Consider the following 13,884-nt stretch of genomic DNA (forward strand, 5'->3'; position numbering starts at 1 on the left):
CGGCATGCGGTTGGTGCTCACGGCGGACACCCACGTACCAAAGCGGGCCCGGGACCTGCCCGGCCCGCTCTGGGCGGCGATCGAGGCCGCGGACGTGGTGGTGCACGCCGGCGACTGGGTGGACGAGGCACTGCTCGACGCGATGACCGCGCGGTCACGCCGCCTGGTCGGGGTGTACGGCAACAACGACGGGCCGGCGCTGCGCGCCCGGCTGCCGGAGGTGGCCCGGGTCGACCTCGACGGCCTGCGGGTCGCCGTCGTGCACGAGACCGGGCCACGGACCGGTCGGGAGCAGCGGTGCGCGGCCCGGTTTCCCGATGTCGACGTCCTTGTCTTTGGGCACTCGCACATCCCATGGGATACCGAGGCGCCCGGCGGGCTGCGACTGCTCAACCCCGGCTCGCCCACCGACCGACGCTCCCAACCGCAGGCCACCTACCTCACCGCCGAGATACACGCCGGCACCCTGACCAACGTCCACCTCCACCGCCTACCCCGCCCAACCTAGCCCCACCCTGCCCCGTCGATCATGGAGTTGTGGTGGGTGACAAAGGTGTCAGTATCACCTCAGGTCAGGCACCACAGCCCCATGATCGACGGAGCTGGCTACTGGCCTCGGCCTGTTTCGGCCTGGAGTTCGTCGATGCGCTTGGACGCCTCGGCCTTGGTCAGGTCGTCCGGGAGTTCCGCGTTGGCCTCCCGGGCCAGCGTGTTCAGGTAGGACTCCTGTGCGGCGGTCGGCGGCTCGTCACCGGTGACCCACTCGTCCGGGTCCTTGATCGCGGCACTCTGGTCGACCTGCTCGGTGCGGCGGTCCGTCATTGTCATCATCCTCTCGTTCGAACAGGTGTGCCAGTACCCCGATCGTCGGTGGTTCATGCCCGCACACCGGCACCTACGATCAACGGATGACGGTGGACCGGTCGGGTGTCGTGGTGGTCGGGGCAGGCATCGCCGGAGTGGCCTGTGCCGTCGAGTTGACCAGGGCCGGGGTGCCGGTCCAGGTCCGGGAACGCGGGCACGTCTGCGGCGGCCGGATGGCGAGCAAACGCTTCGCGGGCCGCCCCGCGGACATCGGCGCCGCGTACTTCACCGCCAGCGACCCGGACTTCGCCGCCGTGGTCGAGCGGTGGCACGCCGCCGGGCTGGTCCGCGAATGGACCGACACCTTCCAGTCCTACGACCGCGCCGGACGCCACGACGTGCCCGGACCGATGCGCTTCGCCGCACCGCGCGGACTGCGCTCCCTCGTCGAACAACTGGCCGGCGAGGTGTCGGTGACAGTCGACCGGCTGGTGCTCAGCGTGGAACCCGGACCGACGGTGGACGGCGAGTCGTGCGCCGCGGTCGCGCTGGCCATGCCGGGCCCACAGGCCGCCCTGCTCCTCGACCCGGCCCTGACCGCCGCCACCCAGCTCGTGCAGGCGCAGCGCTGGTCACCGACAGTGGCCGCGGTGCTGCGGTTCCCGACCCGGCGCTGGCCGGACTTCCAGGGGGCGTTCGTCAACGACCACCCGGTCCTCACCCTCGTCTGCGACGACGGCGACCGACGCGGCGACGGTGCGCCGGTGCTCGTCGCGCACACCCTGCCGGAGTTCGCCGCCGGGCACCTGGCCCAACCCACCGGCGCCAGACCGGCCATCGAGCAGGCCGTCCGGGACCTGCTGGGGCTTCCCGAGCCGGCCGTCGACGTGCACGTGCACCGCTGGACGTACGCGAAGCCGACCGGCCCCACCACCGGCGACACCCACCACCTCGACGCGGACGGGATCGGCCTGGCCGGCGACGCGTTCGGCAAGCCCCGGGTGCAGAGCGCCTGGCGCTCCGGCCGGGACCTGGGCCGGGCCATCGCCGCCCGACTGAGCTGACCCGCACCCGCCAGGGCGCGCCCAGGAGGCGGCTCGGCACGCTCAGGCGGCCCGCGGCGGGTGTGCTCAGGTGTGGCCGGCCGCGGCCACCGGCCGGGCGTCGGCGTCCCGCTCGGCAGGGTCGGAGGTCCGCTCGCCCTCCCGGTCGAGCAGCTGCATGACCGGGGTCGCCGCGATGCCGTGCACCACTACCGAGACGAGCACCACCAGCCCGACGGTCGCCCAGAGCAGCTCCGCCTGCGGGAAGTCCGCCTTCGTGGTGGCGTACGCGAGGTAGTAGAACGAGCCGACACCGCGGATGCCGAACAACGAGATCACCCAGTGTTCGGCCGGTCGCCCCGGCGCCCCGCGCAGCGACAACCAGCCGACGAGCGGCCGGATCAGGAACACCAGCGCCACCCCGACGGCAGCCGCCGACCAGGTCAGCGGGGCCAGCAGGCCACCCACGATCGCGCCGCCGAGCAGCAGCAACAGCACCAGGGTGAGCAGCCGTTCCACCTGCTCGGCGAAGTCGTGCAACACCGAGTGGAACTCGTGGGTCCGCTCGGCGGCCCGGATGGCCCGCGCGGCCACGAACACCGCCAGGAAGCCGTACCCGCCGATCACCTCCACCAGCCCGTACGCCAGGAACGTGGCAGCCAGCGCCAGGAAGCCCTCGGCGTGCCGGGCCAGCCGCAGCTCACTGGGCGCGCGGAAGAACAGCTTGCCGAGCAGCCAGCCGATCAGCAGCCCACCGCCGACCCCGGCGCCCACCTTCCAGAGCACGTCCACTGTGAACCATTCGGCCAGCCAGTCGCTCGGGGCGAGGCTGGTCGAGGCGATGGCGATGGCGGCGTAGACGAACGGGAACGCCAACCCGTCGTTGAGCCCCGCCTCCGAGGTCAACGCGAAGCGGACCTCGTCCTCGGAGTCCTCCACGTCCGTCGGCTCACCGACCTGCACGTCAGCGGCGAGCACCGGATCGGTGGGGGCCAGCGCGGCACCCAACAACAGGGCGGCGGCCGGCACCAGGCCCGCCCACCACCAACCGAGCAGGGCCACCGCCGCGATGCACAGGGGCATGGCGATCGCCAGCAGCCGCCAGGTGGACGACCACCGTTGCCAACTCAACGGTCGGTCGATCTTGAGCCCGGCCCCCATCAGCGCGACGATCACACCGATCTCGGTGAGGTGGGTGGTCAGCTCCGGATGGGCCAGCGGGTCGGGTGTCGGCAGCCCGACCGGCAGCAGGAACACCACCATGCCGAGGGCGAGGAAGGCGATGGGCATGGACAGCGGACGCCGCTCCAGCACCCGGGGCAGGATGCCCGCGAGCAACGCACCCAGGCCCACAAGCGCGAACGCCACGTCTACCGGCTCCACGGCACCACCCTTCGGCCGCACCCGCGGGGCGCGGGGCAGGTGGTGACAGACCTTGCCCCGGCAGAGCTCCGGCTATGCGTGTACGCGTGGGTGAACCGGAGTGAACCTCACCTCGCCCGGGTCAGCGGCGAATCCGCCAACTCGTCGAGCAGCGCGGCGGGATCGTCGTACACCGCCACCGCGCCGGCACCCGCGAGCTCGCCGCGGCTGGTGCCACCACAGGTCAACCCGACGCACGGGATGTCCAGCTTGCCCGCCGCCACCACGTCCCAGACCGAGTCGCCGACGAAGACCACCCGCTCGGCGGCCAACCCGGACTGCTCAAGCGCGGCGACCAGGATGTCCGGGGCCGGCTTGCTCTGCTGGGCGTCCGCCGAGGAGGTGACAGTGTCGATCACGTCGTCGGCGGCCAGCGCCCGGCGCAGCGCGCCCACCTCGGGTTCCGAGGCGGAGGTGGCGAGCACCACCCGCAGGCCGCGCTCGGCGCAGGCGCGCAGCAGGTCGGCGGCCCGGGGCAGCGGGGTGAGACGTTCCCAGTACTCCGCGTAGAGGGTGTCGTGCGCGTCGCGCAGCCTCCCGTCGGCGTCCCGGTCCCGCTCGGGGCCGAGCAGGTGGTCGAGGAGCTTGTCCGAACCCATTCCGATCGAGCGGTGCACCACCGCCATCGGCACCGGCTGGTCGGTCTGGCGCAACGCCTCCCACCAGCTCACGGTATGGAGGTAGGTGGTGTCCACCAGGGTGCCATCGACGTCGAAGAGGACTCCGGCGGGCTGGTCGGTACGCATGGTCGTCCTCCTACCCGGCGGGCCACTCAGGGATGCGTGGCCGGCGGCGTCAGAATCTCGAACCAGACAGTGGAGCCACGGACCGACGGGTCGGTGCCCCAGGCGTCGCTGAGCTCCTCGATCAGACCCAGCCCCCGCCCACGACTGCTCAACGTGTCGGTGCGGGTGCGGGTCACGGTGCCCCGCGTGCCGGAATCGGCTACCGAGACCAGCAGACGCTCGGGGCTGAGGTCGATCTCCACCCGGGCGGCGGTGCCGGCGTGCAGCAACGCGTTGGTGGTCAGCTCGCTCGTGCACAACACCGCGGCCCCGATCACCGAGTCGGCCACCTGCCACTCGGTGAGCTGCCCGGTCATCCAGTGCCGCACCCGGCTGGGCGCTGTCGGTTCCGCGGGGACCTCCATGCTCGCCGAACGGCTCGGCTTGAGCGCGTGCTCGACCGCCAGCACCGCCACGTCGTCCTCGGTGCTGCCGGGCACCGCCGCGGTGGCCACGGCGCAGAGCGCCCGGGGGTCGCCACTGCCGGCCTTCGCGACGGCGTCGCCGAGGGTGGCCAGCCCGGCGCTGAGGCTCTGCCGACGACGCTCCACCACCCCGTCGCTGAACAGCAGCACTGTGTCACCGGGGCGGAACGCGACAGTGATGGTGCCCGGCCGGCCGCCCAGACCCAGCGGGGGACCGGCCGGCACGTCGACGTACTCGGCGTGGCAGCGGCCCTCCGGGTCGCCACGACGGATCAGCGGTGCGGGGTGACCGGCGCTGGCCAGGGTCAGCTCCCGCCGCTCCGCGTCGATCACGCCGAACGCCACGGTGACGAAGAGTTCGTGCGTGCCGGCCTCCGCGCCCAGGCTGGTCACCAGCCGGTCCAGCCCGGCCAGCACCGCGTCGGGCGCCGGGTCGGCCAGGGCCAGCGCGCGCAGCGCCGCCCGGACCTGTCCCATCCGCGCGGCGGCCTGCACATCGTGACCCGCCACGTCGCCCAGCACCACACCGAGCGTGCCGCCGGGCAGGAGAAACGCGTCGTAGAAGTCACCGCCGGCGGCGTTGCCGTCCACCCCCGGGTCGTAGCGGGCCGCCACCCGCAACCGGGGCAGGTCCGGCAGGTGCTCCGGCAACATGCTGCGCTGCAACAACTGGGCGGTGCCGTGCTGGGTCTCGAACCGGCGGGCCCGCTCCGCGGCCTGGCCGATCAGCTCGACCGAGGCGGCCAGCAGCGCCCGCTCGGCGGGCGACCAGGTGTGCGGCACCTGGTAGCCGACCGCCAGCCCACCGCGCACCACCGAGGTGCCAAGCGGCAGGGCCGCCATCGAGCGGATCTTCTGGTCGTGGCGGTCCACCGCGATCTCCCGCAGCGGTTGCCCGTCGCCGACGAAGAACGGGCCGGCGGAGCGGGCCGCCTGCACCACCGGGGCCGACCAGCCCGCCGGAGCGCGCCGCCACAGCGGCGGAAGCCGCTCGTCGGCCTCGTCAAGCAGTTCCCCCCGGACCCGACGCACCATGCGCCAACCACCGCCGCCCTCGTCGACCGCGAACGAGGCCTGGTCCGGGTCGAACGTGGTGATCGCGTACCGCAGCGCCACCCGGGCCACGTCGTCGAGGGTGAGCGTGCCGGCCAGCGCCGCGGCGACCTCGCTGAGGCTCTGCAACTGCTCGGTCACGTGGGTGGTCTCGGCGGCGACGGTCAACGTGCCGACGATCTGTCCGGTGCTGTCCCGCACCGGTGAGTAGCCCCGGGTGAAGACCGCCTGCTCCACCGTCGCGGAGTGCCCCCGCACCAGCGGCAGGGTGGACTCCTTCTCCAGGAACGGCACGCCCTGCCGGTACGTGCGCTCGAACACCTGACCGACGCCGGGCAGCGCCCAGATCTCGGCGAACACCTCGGCGGCCGGGCGACCGAGGGCGCTCGGGTGCTTGGTGCCCAGCAGTTCGGCGTACGCGGCGTTGTACAGCAGGACGAGGTCGTCGCCGTACGCCAGGGCCATCGGCATCGGCGAGGCGAGGATCAGGTCGATGACGGCCCGGATCGCCACGTCCCAGCTCTCCGGTGGGCCCAGCGCGGTGTCGGCCCAGTTGTGGGCGAGCACGGCAGCGGCCGTACCGGTGACGGTGGACGCACCCGGGACGGGAGTTGCTGGCGTGGGGACTCGCCCGACCGTTCCTGGCATGTCCGCAGCCTAGTCGGCTCGTCGGAAAAGGCATCCGATCATGGCGGCGGGGCGTCGCCGTCGGCGTCGTACTGCCCGTCTGGGCAGTTCAGGACCCCTGTTCGTCGGCCGGCTGGGAAAACACGGCGCGTTGCGCGGACTGCCGGACCGGTAGCCGGGTATGCGCCCGGCGCAGTCCATGCGACAGGAGGGACATCATGCTGAAAACCCTCGCGGTCCGGCAGGCCGACATCGGCGATGCCATCGCCGACACCTGGAGGTCGGTGCTGCTCTTCATCCCGAAGGCAGTGGCCTTCATCGTCATCCTGGTGGTCGGCTGGCTGATCGCCAGAGCCGTCCTCAAGATCGTGGATACGGTGCTGGAACGGGTGCACTTCGACCAGGCGGTCGAACGTGGCGGTATCAAACGGGCCCTGGAGAGAACGAAGTACGACGCCTCCGACATCCTGGCCAGACTGGCCTACTACGCCGTCCTGCTGTTCACGTTGCAGTTCGCGTTCGGCGTCTGGGGGCCCAACGCGATCAGTGACCTGATCAGCGGCGTGGTGTCCTGGCTACCGCGGGCGTTCATCGCGATCGTCATCGTGGTGGTGGCGGCTGCGATCGCCAACGCCGTCCGGGATCTGGTCACCGGGGCGCTGGGCGGGCTGTCGTACGGCAAGGTGCTGGCCGACCTCACGGCGATCTTCATCATCGCGCTCGGCGTGATCGCCGCGCTGAACCAGGTCGGTATCGCCACCACGGTGACGACCCCGGTGCTGATCGCGGTGCTCGCCACGGTGGCCGGCATCCTGATCGTCGGCGTCGGTGGTGGTCTGGTCAAGCCGATGCAGAACCGCTGGGACGGCTGGCTGGAACGGGCCGCCCGGGAGGCTCGGGCGGTGCAGCAGCAGCGTCAGGCCAACGTGGCCGGGCGCAGCGACGTGGAGCGGCAGATGGCCGACCGCGGGGGCGATCGCACCCAGGCCATGCCTCGGGTGGACGAGGAAGCTCCGCAATACCGTTCGTAGCGAGACCGCACGGCAGGTGGGGAGGGTGTTCCGCGTACGACGCGGGGTGCCCTCCCCGTCGTCGGTCAGTCGCCGAGCGAGCGGGCCAGCGCGCAGACCGCGAGCAGCCGGGTGAGCAGCCACTCCGGTTGGCTCCAGTCCACCGGCCCGTCCGGGGGCACCCACCCGTGCTCGAGCGCGGCGGCGCGGACCCCCTCGGCGTAGCCAGCGAGGGCGGCGGCGGTAAGTGGCTGGCGGTCACCGTCGAGGCTGTCCCGCACGGCGGCCGCGTGCTGGTCGACGAGGGCCAGCAGCCCCGGTCGCGCGGCGGCGGCCGCGAGCCCGACGGTGCCGAGGGAGACGGTGAGGGCGGCCAGGGTGGACCGCGCCGAGTCGACGGCGGTACGGGTGGCGACCCGGTTGAACGGCACACGCATGGTGACCGAGGCTAACCGACAGGTGACGACGTCGCCGTCGGCCACTCGGTGGATGTCTGCCGCGCCACTGGCCGTTCCGGCTGACCGTGGGGGTTGATCCGGCACAGACGGGTCAGCAGGAGAATCACCGGCGTTTCACCGCACCGCGCCGGCGATGCGACAGCGGCCGGGCGGACCGGATCAGCAGCCGCGGCCGGCCGGGCGCGAAGCCCCGCCCGGCGGCGTGGGTCAGTCGCTTGTCGCGTCGGCCGGGCGACGCCGCGCCGCGTCGTCGGCGATGATCACGGTCGCCACCATCAGCGCGACGCAGAGGCTGAACAGCCACGAGTCGTCGGCGACCAGCCGGGCGGACACGGGTGCCTGCAGGGCGGCGAGCATGAAGCCGAGCCAGGCGAGCCGGCGCTGACGCGGCGAGAGGATTCCGGAGCCTTGATGCATCCCGAAATTCTTACGCGAGTCAGCCCGTTTGCCGTCCTCCGATCGGCCGATTCTGGATGAGCTGTCCGTTTTCTCGACCGTCCGGACACGACTTCTTTGCGCGCCGCGCGATCGGAGGTCGACGGCACTAGGGTGCCCTGCGGCAGGATGGTGTCCCGTGTCCACCGCGTCCGCGCGTCCCCGCGCCTCCCTGCTCCTGCTGGCCTACCTCGCCTTCGTCAGCCTCGGCCTGCCCGACGGCCTGCTCGGGGTCGGCTGGCCCTCGATCCGGGGCGACTTCGACGTACCGACCGAGGCGGTCGGCCTGGTGCTCACCGCGGGCACCGTCGGCTATCTGACCTCGAGCGTGCTCGCCGGGTTCACGCTGGCCCGCATCGGGGTGGGCGCGTTGCTCGCCGGCAGCACCCTGCTGGCCAGCCTGGCCCTGACCGGCTATGCCCTGAGCCCGGTACTGGCGGTGCTGGTGGGCTGTGCGCTGCTGCTCGGGCTCGGGTCCGGCGCTGTCGACTCCGGGCTCAACGCGTACGCGGCCGGGGCCTTCGGGCCGCGCCACATGAACTGGTTGCACGCCTTTTTCGGGCTGGGCGTGGCGATCGGCCCGCTGATCATGACCGGGGTGCTGAGCGCCGGACTGTCCTGGCGTTGGGGGTACGGCATCGTGGCCGCCGCCCAGCTCGCCCTCGCCACCGCGTTCGCGCTCACCGTGCGGGCCTGGCGCCGCGACCGTCCGACCCCCACCGAGGCCGCCCCGGGGGCCGCGCCCTCGCCGGCCGTCCGGGTCCCGATCCGGGCGACCCTGCGGCTACCGGCGGTGTGGTCCGGGACGCTCGCCTTCGCGTTGTACGTCGCCATCGAGGTGTCCACCGGCCTGTGGGCGTTCCTGCTGCTGACCGAGGGTCGGGGGCTGAGCGCGGCGGTGGCCGGCGGCTGCGTCTCCGCGTACTGGGGGAGTCTCTTCGTCGGTCGGGTCGTGCAGGGCGTGGTGGCCGAACGCCTGGGGGCCACGCTGGTGCTGCGCGTCAGCCTCGTCGGGATGGCCGTGGGCGCGGGCCTGATCGCCGTACCCGGTCCGGCCGCGTTGGCGGTGCTCGGCCTGGTCGTTGTCGGGTTCGCCGCCGCGCCGGTGTTCCCGCTGCTCACCCTCACCACCGCCGAGCGGGTCGGCACGTCCCACGCGGACCGGGCCATCGGGTTGCAGATCGGCGCCGCCGGTGTCGGCGCGGCGCTCGTCCCGGCCGGGCTCGGTGTGCTGATCGGCAACACGTCGGTGCAGGTGCTGGGCTCGGCCCTGGTGGTGCTCGCCCTGGCGTTGATCGCCCTCTACGAGTGGGGAGCCCGCCGCTCTACCGGCCGACCCAGCGGGCCGCCGGTGCCCACCCAACCCGAGGGTCAGACGTCCGGTCCGGTCCTTCCGGTGGTGGAGGGACGGTAGGGGCGCTCCGGGTCGGTCGCCTCCCGGCTGTTGCCCCGGGCCTGCCCGTCGCGGTCCGAGGCGGCCGGCCCGTGCCCGAACGCGGCTTCCTCGCCGGCGTCGTTGCCTGTCACGTCGTCGGCCTGCCCGTCGAGGCTGGAGCCCGACACGGCCTGCTCCAGCTCTTCCAACGGAAGCCGTTCCTCGTCCCGCCACACCCTGATGTCGTCGTCGGTCATGCCTTCAGCCGTACCCGGGCGCGATGATCGCAAACGGGCACGGCGATGGCCGCCGGGATTCCGGCGGCCATCGGGTGTCGGGTGGGCACGGATCAGGGCTGCGGACGGTCCACCGCGCCGCGCCACGCGCCGGTCTCCTGACCGCGCCGCTCGATGTAGGTCTTGAACCGCTCCAGGTCGCCCTTGGCCCGCCGGTCGACGATGCCGAGCTTGTCGCCGGCCTGCTCGACCACGCCGTGCGGCTCGAACTCGAGCTGGAGGGTGACCCGCGTCTTGTCCGCGTCGAGCCGGTGGAAGGTCACCACGCCGGCCTGCTGCGTGCCGTCGGTCGAGCGCCAGGCGACCCGCTCGTCGGGCAGCTGTTCGGTGATCTCGGCGTCGAACTCGCGCTTGACCCCGGCGATGTCCACGGTCCAGTGGGTCATCGTGTCGGAGAGCTGCCGAACCTCCGACACCCCCTCCATGAACTCGGGGAACTGCTCGAACTGCGTCCACTGGTCGTACGCGGTGCGTACGGGCACTGACACGTCCACATGTTCGGTAACGCCACTCATTCTGGGAACCTCCTTCAGCCGCTGGTGGTCATCGAGTCGGGGGACGACTCGTCACCAGCGAGTTGTCTCGTTCTTGTTGCCGAGAGCGGCCCACACCTCGGAGACCGTCTGGTAGAGGGTGCCCTCGGGCAGTCGTTCCAGCGCCGCCACGATGTCGTCCGGCGCCTCGTTCTCGCGGGCGCTGGCGATCAGCACCAGGCGGTCGCCCGGCAGCGCGCTCATCGAGATGAACCGGCCGAGCCGGCTACGCTGCTCGACGTCCGTGGAACTCATCCCCTGCGGGGTGCCGGTGCGCAGGTCGCCGGCCGGGGCGGTGGTCGTCTCCGGCTGGTCCTCGCCCGCCGGCTCCGGCACCCGCGACTCGTCGACCCGAGAGCCACCGGTCCCCGGCCCCTGCACGAGGCCGCTGACCTCCTGACTCATCTGTTCGTCGATCCTCGGTCCGTGCTTGCTGTTGCCACGCTCCATGCCTTCTGCGCTACCCGGCACCCTGCCGGCTAAACCGGCACCGGGCCACGAACGGACCCAGGGTCCAGCGCCGAACCGGACGGGCGGCCCGAAACCGGCGGCTCAGTCGTCGGCGGGCCGGCGGGGCGGCAGCACCGGGTCGTCCGGGTCGGGGTCGCCGGCCTGCAACTGCCGTCCGCGCTGCACCTCGGCGTTGATCTGCACGCCCAGCATCAGCGCCGAGTTGGACAGGTAGAGCCAGACGAGGAAGGCGATGGCCGCGCCCAGGCTGCCGTAGGTCGTCTTGTACGAGGCGAAGTTGGCCACGTAGAGGCCGAAGCCGAAGGAGACAGCCGCCCAGGAGACCAGAGCCACCGCGCCGCCGGGGGTGAGCCAGCGGAAGCGGGGTTGGCGCACGTTCGGCGCGATCCAGAACAGCAGCGACAGCAGCACCATCATGACCATGGCGAGCACCGGCCACTTCGCCACGCTCCACACCGTCCGGGCCAGGCCCCCGGCGTTGATCAGGTCGCCGACCGCGTCGGTGACCGGGCCGCTGACGATGAGCGCCAGGGCGACCACAGCGAGCAGCACCAACGTGATCGCGGCAAGGCCGATCTGCAAAGGCCGAAGCTTCCAGACCGGCCGGCCCTCGGTCACCCCGTAGATGGCGTTCGAGGCCCTGGTGAACGCGCCGATGAAACCCGACGCGGACCACAGCGCACCGAGCAGACCGAAGCTCAGCAGCAGCTTGGGGTTGCTCTGCTGGAGCACCACCGCCCGGATCACACCGATCACACCGTTCTCGTCGTCGGTGAGCACCGAGCCGGCGCCCACCTGCCGGGCCAGGTCGACGACGGTGTCGACGGTCTGCTCGCCGCTGGAGACCAGACCGACCAGGGCCACCACCACGATGGCGGACGGAAAGAGCGCCAGGACCCCGTAGTAGGTGAGCGCGGCGGCCCAGTCGGAGCAGTTGTCGTTGACGAAGTTCTGTCCGCTGCGGACCAGCACCCCGCGCCAGGTCCGCCAGCTCAACTGCCGCATCCGGTGGGGAACGGCGGGGTCGCGCGCACCGCGCGTCGTACCGGGCTCCGTGGTCGTCATGTCCCGCTCCCTGCGCCCCGGCCACCGGATGACCGGTCGTCCGGTCGGGCCTGGCCCGCCGGTACCCGCACCGGGAAATCGACAAACCCGACCGCCGCGCGCGACCGTTTAGGCAGGGAAGCCCGGGGAACGTCAGGGGGATCCGACCGACGCGGAGGAGGACGAGATGCCCGGGCGCGAAGACCTGCCCAGCACGCTGCGACGCTCCCCGGAGAAGGCGCAGCGCACCTGGGAGAAGACCCACGACTCGGCGGTGGAGACCTACGGCGAGGGGGAGCGGTCGCACCGCACCGCCTTCGCCGCGGTGAAGCACCAGTTCGAGAAGGTTGGCGACCACTGGGAGCCGAAGGACCGCAAGGGTCCGAGCGACGAGCAGGCCGCTGGCGGCGGGCCGGAACGGCGTGCCCCAACCGCCGGTGGCGTGGACGCCAACGCCAGCAAGGACCACCTCATGTCGGTGGCCCGCGAGCTCGACGTCCCCGGCCGGTCAAGCATGACCAAACCGGAGCTGGTCAAGGCGATCGAGAAGGCGAACGACAGGGCCACCCGCAAGGCCCGCGGCGGCTGAGCACCGCCGGGGCGGACAACACCGACACGGTACGGGCGGACGCGCCACCCCTGCGTCCGCCCGTACCGTTCACCAGTGCCCGCCGCCCGGCGCCTCGATGTGCACCGCCTTCGTGGCGGTGAACTCGTCGAGCAGTTCCGGGCCGTAACCGAAGCCCTGCCCGCTGGCCCGTCGTGGGTGCGCGGCCCCGCCGGGCGCGCCGCCGAACACCGCGTTGATTTTCACGGTGCCCACCGGCAACTCCCGCCAGGCCCGCTGGGCGTGGCTCATCGACGTGGTCAGCACCGTGGCGGCCAGCCCGTACGGGGAGTCCGCGGCGCAGCGCAGCGCCTCGTCGAACGAGTCGACAACCACCACCGGGGCGACCGGCCCGAACGTCTCCTCCCGCACCAACGGCATGTCGTGCCGGCAGTCGGTGACGACTGTGGCCGGATAGAACGCCCCCGGCCCGTCCGGCACCGCGCCGCCGACCCGCACCCGGGCGCCGGCCGCCACCGCCGCCGCGACCTGACCGTGGACCTGATCCCGGTGCCGGCGGTCGACAAGCGGGCCCAGTTCGGCGCCGGGGTCGCGGCCCGGCCCGAGCCGCAGTGCCGTGGCGCGACGGACCAGCGCCGCCACGAACTCCTCGGCCACCTCCCGGTGCACGTAGAGCCGCTCCACCGCCACGCAGATCTGCCCGGCGTTGGCGAACGCACCGAGCGCGGCCTGCTCCGCCGCCCACTGCGGGTCCACACCCGCGTCGACGATGAGCGGATCGCTGCCCCCGTTCTCCAGCAGCACCTTCGCGCCGGTGCGGGCCGCGGCGGCGGCGATCGCCCGCCCGGTCGCCGTGGATCCCACGTGCGCCACCACGTCGACCTCCTGGGCGGCCAGCGCCGCACCGACCTCGGGACCGCCGGTGAGCAGCGACAACACGCCGGCCGGCAACGCCGCGTCCAGGGCCCGGGCCAGCAGCCAACCCGTCGCGGGGGTCCGTTCGCTCGGCTTGTAGAGCACGACGTTGCCGGTCACCAGGGCGGCACCGAGCAGCCCGCAGGAGACCGCCACCGGGTCGTTCCAGGGCGTCAGCGCCGCGACCACGCCGCGCGGTTGCGGAGTCAGGAAGTCGAGCGCGTCGACACCGCCGTTGAGGGTCCGCCCTCCGCGCAGCGGAGCCAGCTCCGCGTACTGTCGCAGGGTGCCGATGCCCGCCTCGACGCCGCCGCGGGCGTCCGCCAACGGCTTGCCCATCTCCGCCGTGACCGCCTCGGCCAGTTCCCCGGCGGTCGCCGCCACCGCGTCCGCGGCCCGGTGCAGCGCCGCGGCCCGCTCGGCCGGCGGGGTCGCCGCCCACTCGGCGGCCGCGTTGCGGGCCGCCTGCGTCGCCTTGCCGACCTCGTCGGCGGTGGCCACCGGCACCGTGCTGACCGGCGAGTCGTCTGCCGGGTCACGGACCACCAGCTCACCGCCGTCGCCGCCCGCGCCCCACACCCCACCCACCAACTGCGTAACCGTGTACATGCGGCGCTGGA

At 72.7% G+C, this 13,884-nt stretch carries 16 protein-coding genes; 5 read left to right on the top strand and 11 right to left on the bottom strand.

What is annotated here, in order from left to right:
- Positions 1–4: 4 nt before the first annotated feature.
- Positions 5–508, top strand: coding sequence for a metallophosphoesterase (locus AB0B86_RS25645; protein WP_357419944.1), 504 nt, complete (start codon positions 5–7; stop codon positions 506–508).
- A gap of 98 nt (positions 509–606) precedes the next feature.
- Here AB0B86_RS25645 and AB0B86_RS25650 read toward each other — a convergent pair whose 3' ends face one another.
- The gene (locus AB0B86_RS25650; RefSeq protein ID WP_357411762.1) at positions 607–831 is read right to left on the bottom strand and encodes a DUF3072 domain-containing protein; all 225 of its coding nucleotides are present in this window, start codon (positions 829–831) and stop codon (positions 607–609) included.
- A gap of 77 nt (positions 832–908) precedes the next feature.
- On the opposite strand from AB0B86_RS25650, the gene AB0B86_RS25655 reads away from it, so the two are divergent.
- Positions 909–1,868: an FAD-dependent oxidoreductase gene (locus AB0B86_RS25655; protein ID WP_357419945.1), complete on the top strand. Its 960-nt coding sequence runs from the start codon at positions 909–911 to the stop codon at positions 1,866–1,868.
- 66 nt (positions 1,869–1,934) lie between these two features.
- On the opposite strand, the gene AB0B86_RS25660 is transcribed toward AB0B86_RS25655, so the two are convergent.
- The 3 genes from AB0B86_RS25660 to AB0B86_RS25670 form a co-directional block, all read right to left on the bottom strand.
- Positions 1,935–3,230, bottom strand: coding sequence for a cation:proton antiporter (locus AB0B86_RS25660; RefSeq protein ID WP_357411764.1), 1,296 nt, complete (start codon positions 3,228–3,230; stop codon positions 1,935–1,937).
- A 107-nt stretch (positions 3,231–3,337) separates the two neighbouring features.
- The gene (locus AB0B86_RS25665; RefSeq protein ID WP_357419947.1) at positions 3,338–4,015 is read right to left on the bottom strand and encodes an HAD family hydrolase; all 678 of its coding nucleotides are present in this window, start codon (positions 4,013–4,015) and stop codon (positions 3,338–3,340) included.
- A 26-nt stretch (positions 4,016–4,041) separates the two neighbouring features.
- Positions 4,042–6,180: a SpoIIE family protein phosphatase gene (locus AB0B86_RS25670; RefSeq protein ID WP_357419949.1), complete on the bottom strand. Its 2,139-nt coding sequence runs from the start codon at positions 6,178–6,180 to the stop codon at positions 4,042–4,044.
- Positions 6,181–6,377: 197 nt separating this feature from the next.
- Here AB0B86_RS25670 and AB0B86_RS25675 point away from each other — a divergent pair, with 197 nt between their 5' ends.
- Complete coding sequence (locus AB0B86_RS25675) at positions 6,378–7,190, top strand: hypothetical protein (RefSeq protein WP_357411767.1); 813 nt, start codon at positions 6,378–6,380, stop codon at positions 7,188–7,190.
- Between the two features lie 65 nt (positions 7,191–7,255).
- Here AB0B86_RS25675 and AB0B86_RS25680 read toward each other — a convergent pair whose 3' ends face one another.
- Both AB0B86_RS25680 and AB0B86_RS25685 read right to left on the bottom strand, forming a co-directional pair.
- Positions 7,256–7,606: a DUF6401 family natural product biosynthesis protein gene (locus AB0B86_RS25680; protein WP_357411768.1), complete on the bottom strand. Its 351-nt coding sequence runs from the start codon at positions 7,604–7,606 to the stop codon at positions 7,256–7,258.
- Between the two features lie 228 nt (positions 7,607–7,834).
- The gene (locus tag AB0B86_RS25685; protein WP_357411769.1) at positions 7,835–8,044 is read right to left on the bottom strand and encodes a hypothetical protein; all 210 of its coding nucleotides are present in this window, start codon (positions 8,042–8,044) and stop codon (positions 7,835–7,837) included.
- Between the two features lie 157 nt (positions 8,045–8,201).
- On the opposite strand from AB0B86_RS25685, the gene AB0B86_RS25690 reads away from it, so the two are divergent.
- Positions 8,202–9,476: an MFS transporter gene (locus AB0B86_RS25690; protein WP_357411770.1), complete on the top strand. Its 1,275-nt coding sequence runs from the start codon at positions 8,202–8,204 to the stop codon at positions 9,474–9,476.
- Here AB0B86_RS25690 and AB0B86_RS25695 read toward each other — a convergent pair.
- The 4 genes from AB0B86_RS25695 to AB0B86_RS25710 all read right to left on the bottom strand — a co-directional run bounded on the left by AB0B86_RS25695 (position 9,434) and on the right by AB0B86_RS25710 (position 11,802).
- A complete protein-coding gene (locus tag AB0B86_RS25695; protein ID WP_357411771.1) occupies positions 9,434–9,694 on the bottom strand; it encodes a hypothetical protein in 261 nt (86 codons plus the stop codon). The genes AB0B86_RS25690 and AB0B86_RS25695 overlap by 43 nt on opposite strands.
- 92 nt (positions 9,695–9,786) lie before the next feature.
- A complete protein-coding gene (locus tag AB0B86_RS25700; RefSeq protein WP_357411772.1) occupies positions 9,787–10,248 on the bottom strand; it encodes an SRPBCC family protein in 462 nt (153 codons plus the stop codon).
- A gap of 51 nt (positions 10,249–10,299) precedes the next feature.
- Entirely contained in the window at positions 10,300–10,716 is a 417-nt protein-coding gene (locus tag AB0B86_RS25705) for a DUF2795 domain-containing protein (protein WP_110564927.1), read from the bottom strand.
- 102 nt (positions 10,717–10,818) lie between these two features.
- Complete coding sequence (locus AB0B86_RS25710; RefSeq protein WP_357411773.1) at positions 10,819–11,802, bottom strand: YihY/virulence factor BrkB family protein; 984 nt, start codon at positions 11,800–11,802, stop codon at positions 10,819–10,821.
- 166 nt (positions 11,803–11,968) lie between these two features.
- On the opposite strand from AB0B86_RS25710, the gene AB0B86_RS25715 reads away from it, so the two are divergent.
- Positions 11,969–12,370: a ChaB family protein gene (locus tag AB0B86_RS25715; RefSeq protein ID WP_357411774.1), complete on the top strand. Its 402-nt coding sequence runs from the start codon at positions 11,969–11,971 to the stop codon at positions 12,368–12,370.
- A gap of 69 nt (positions 12,371–12,439) precedes the next feature.
- On the opposite strand, the gene AB0B86_RS25720 is transcribed toward AB0B86_RS25715, so the two are convergent.
- Positions 12,440–13,873 carry an aldehyde dehydrogenase family protein gene (locus AB0B86_RS25720; RefSeq protein WP_357411775.1) on the bottom strand — a complete coding sequence of 478 codons (1,434 nt, stop codon included), beginning with the start codon at positions 13,871–13,873 and terminating at the stop codon, positions 12,440–12,442.
- Positions 13,874–13,884: the final 11 nt, after the last annotated feature.

Source organism: Micromonospora sp. NPDC049047 (assembly GCF_040649135.1).
Classification (GTDB): domain Bacteria; phylum Actinomycetota; class Actinomycetes; order Mycobacteriales; family Micromonosporaceae; genus Micromonospora.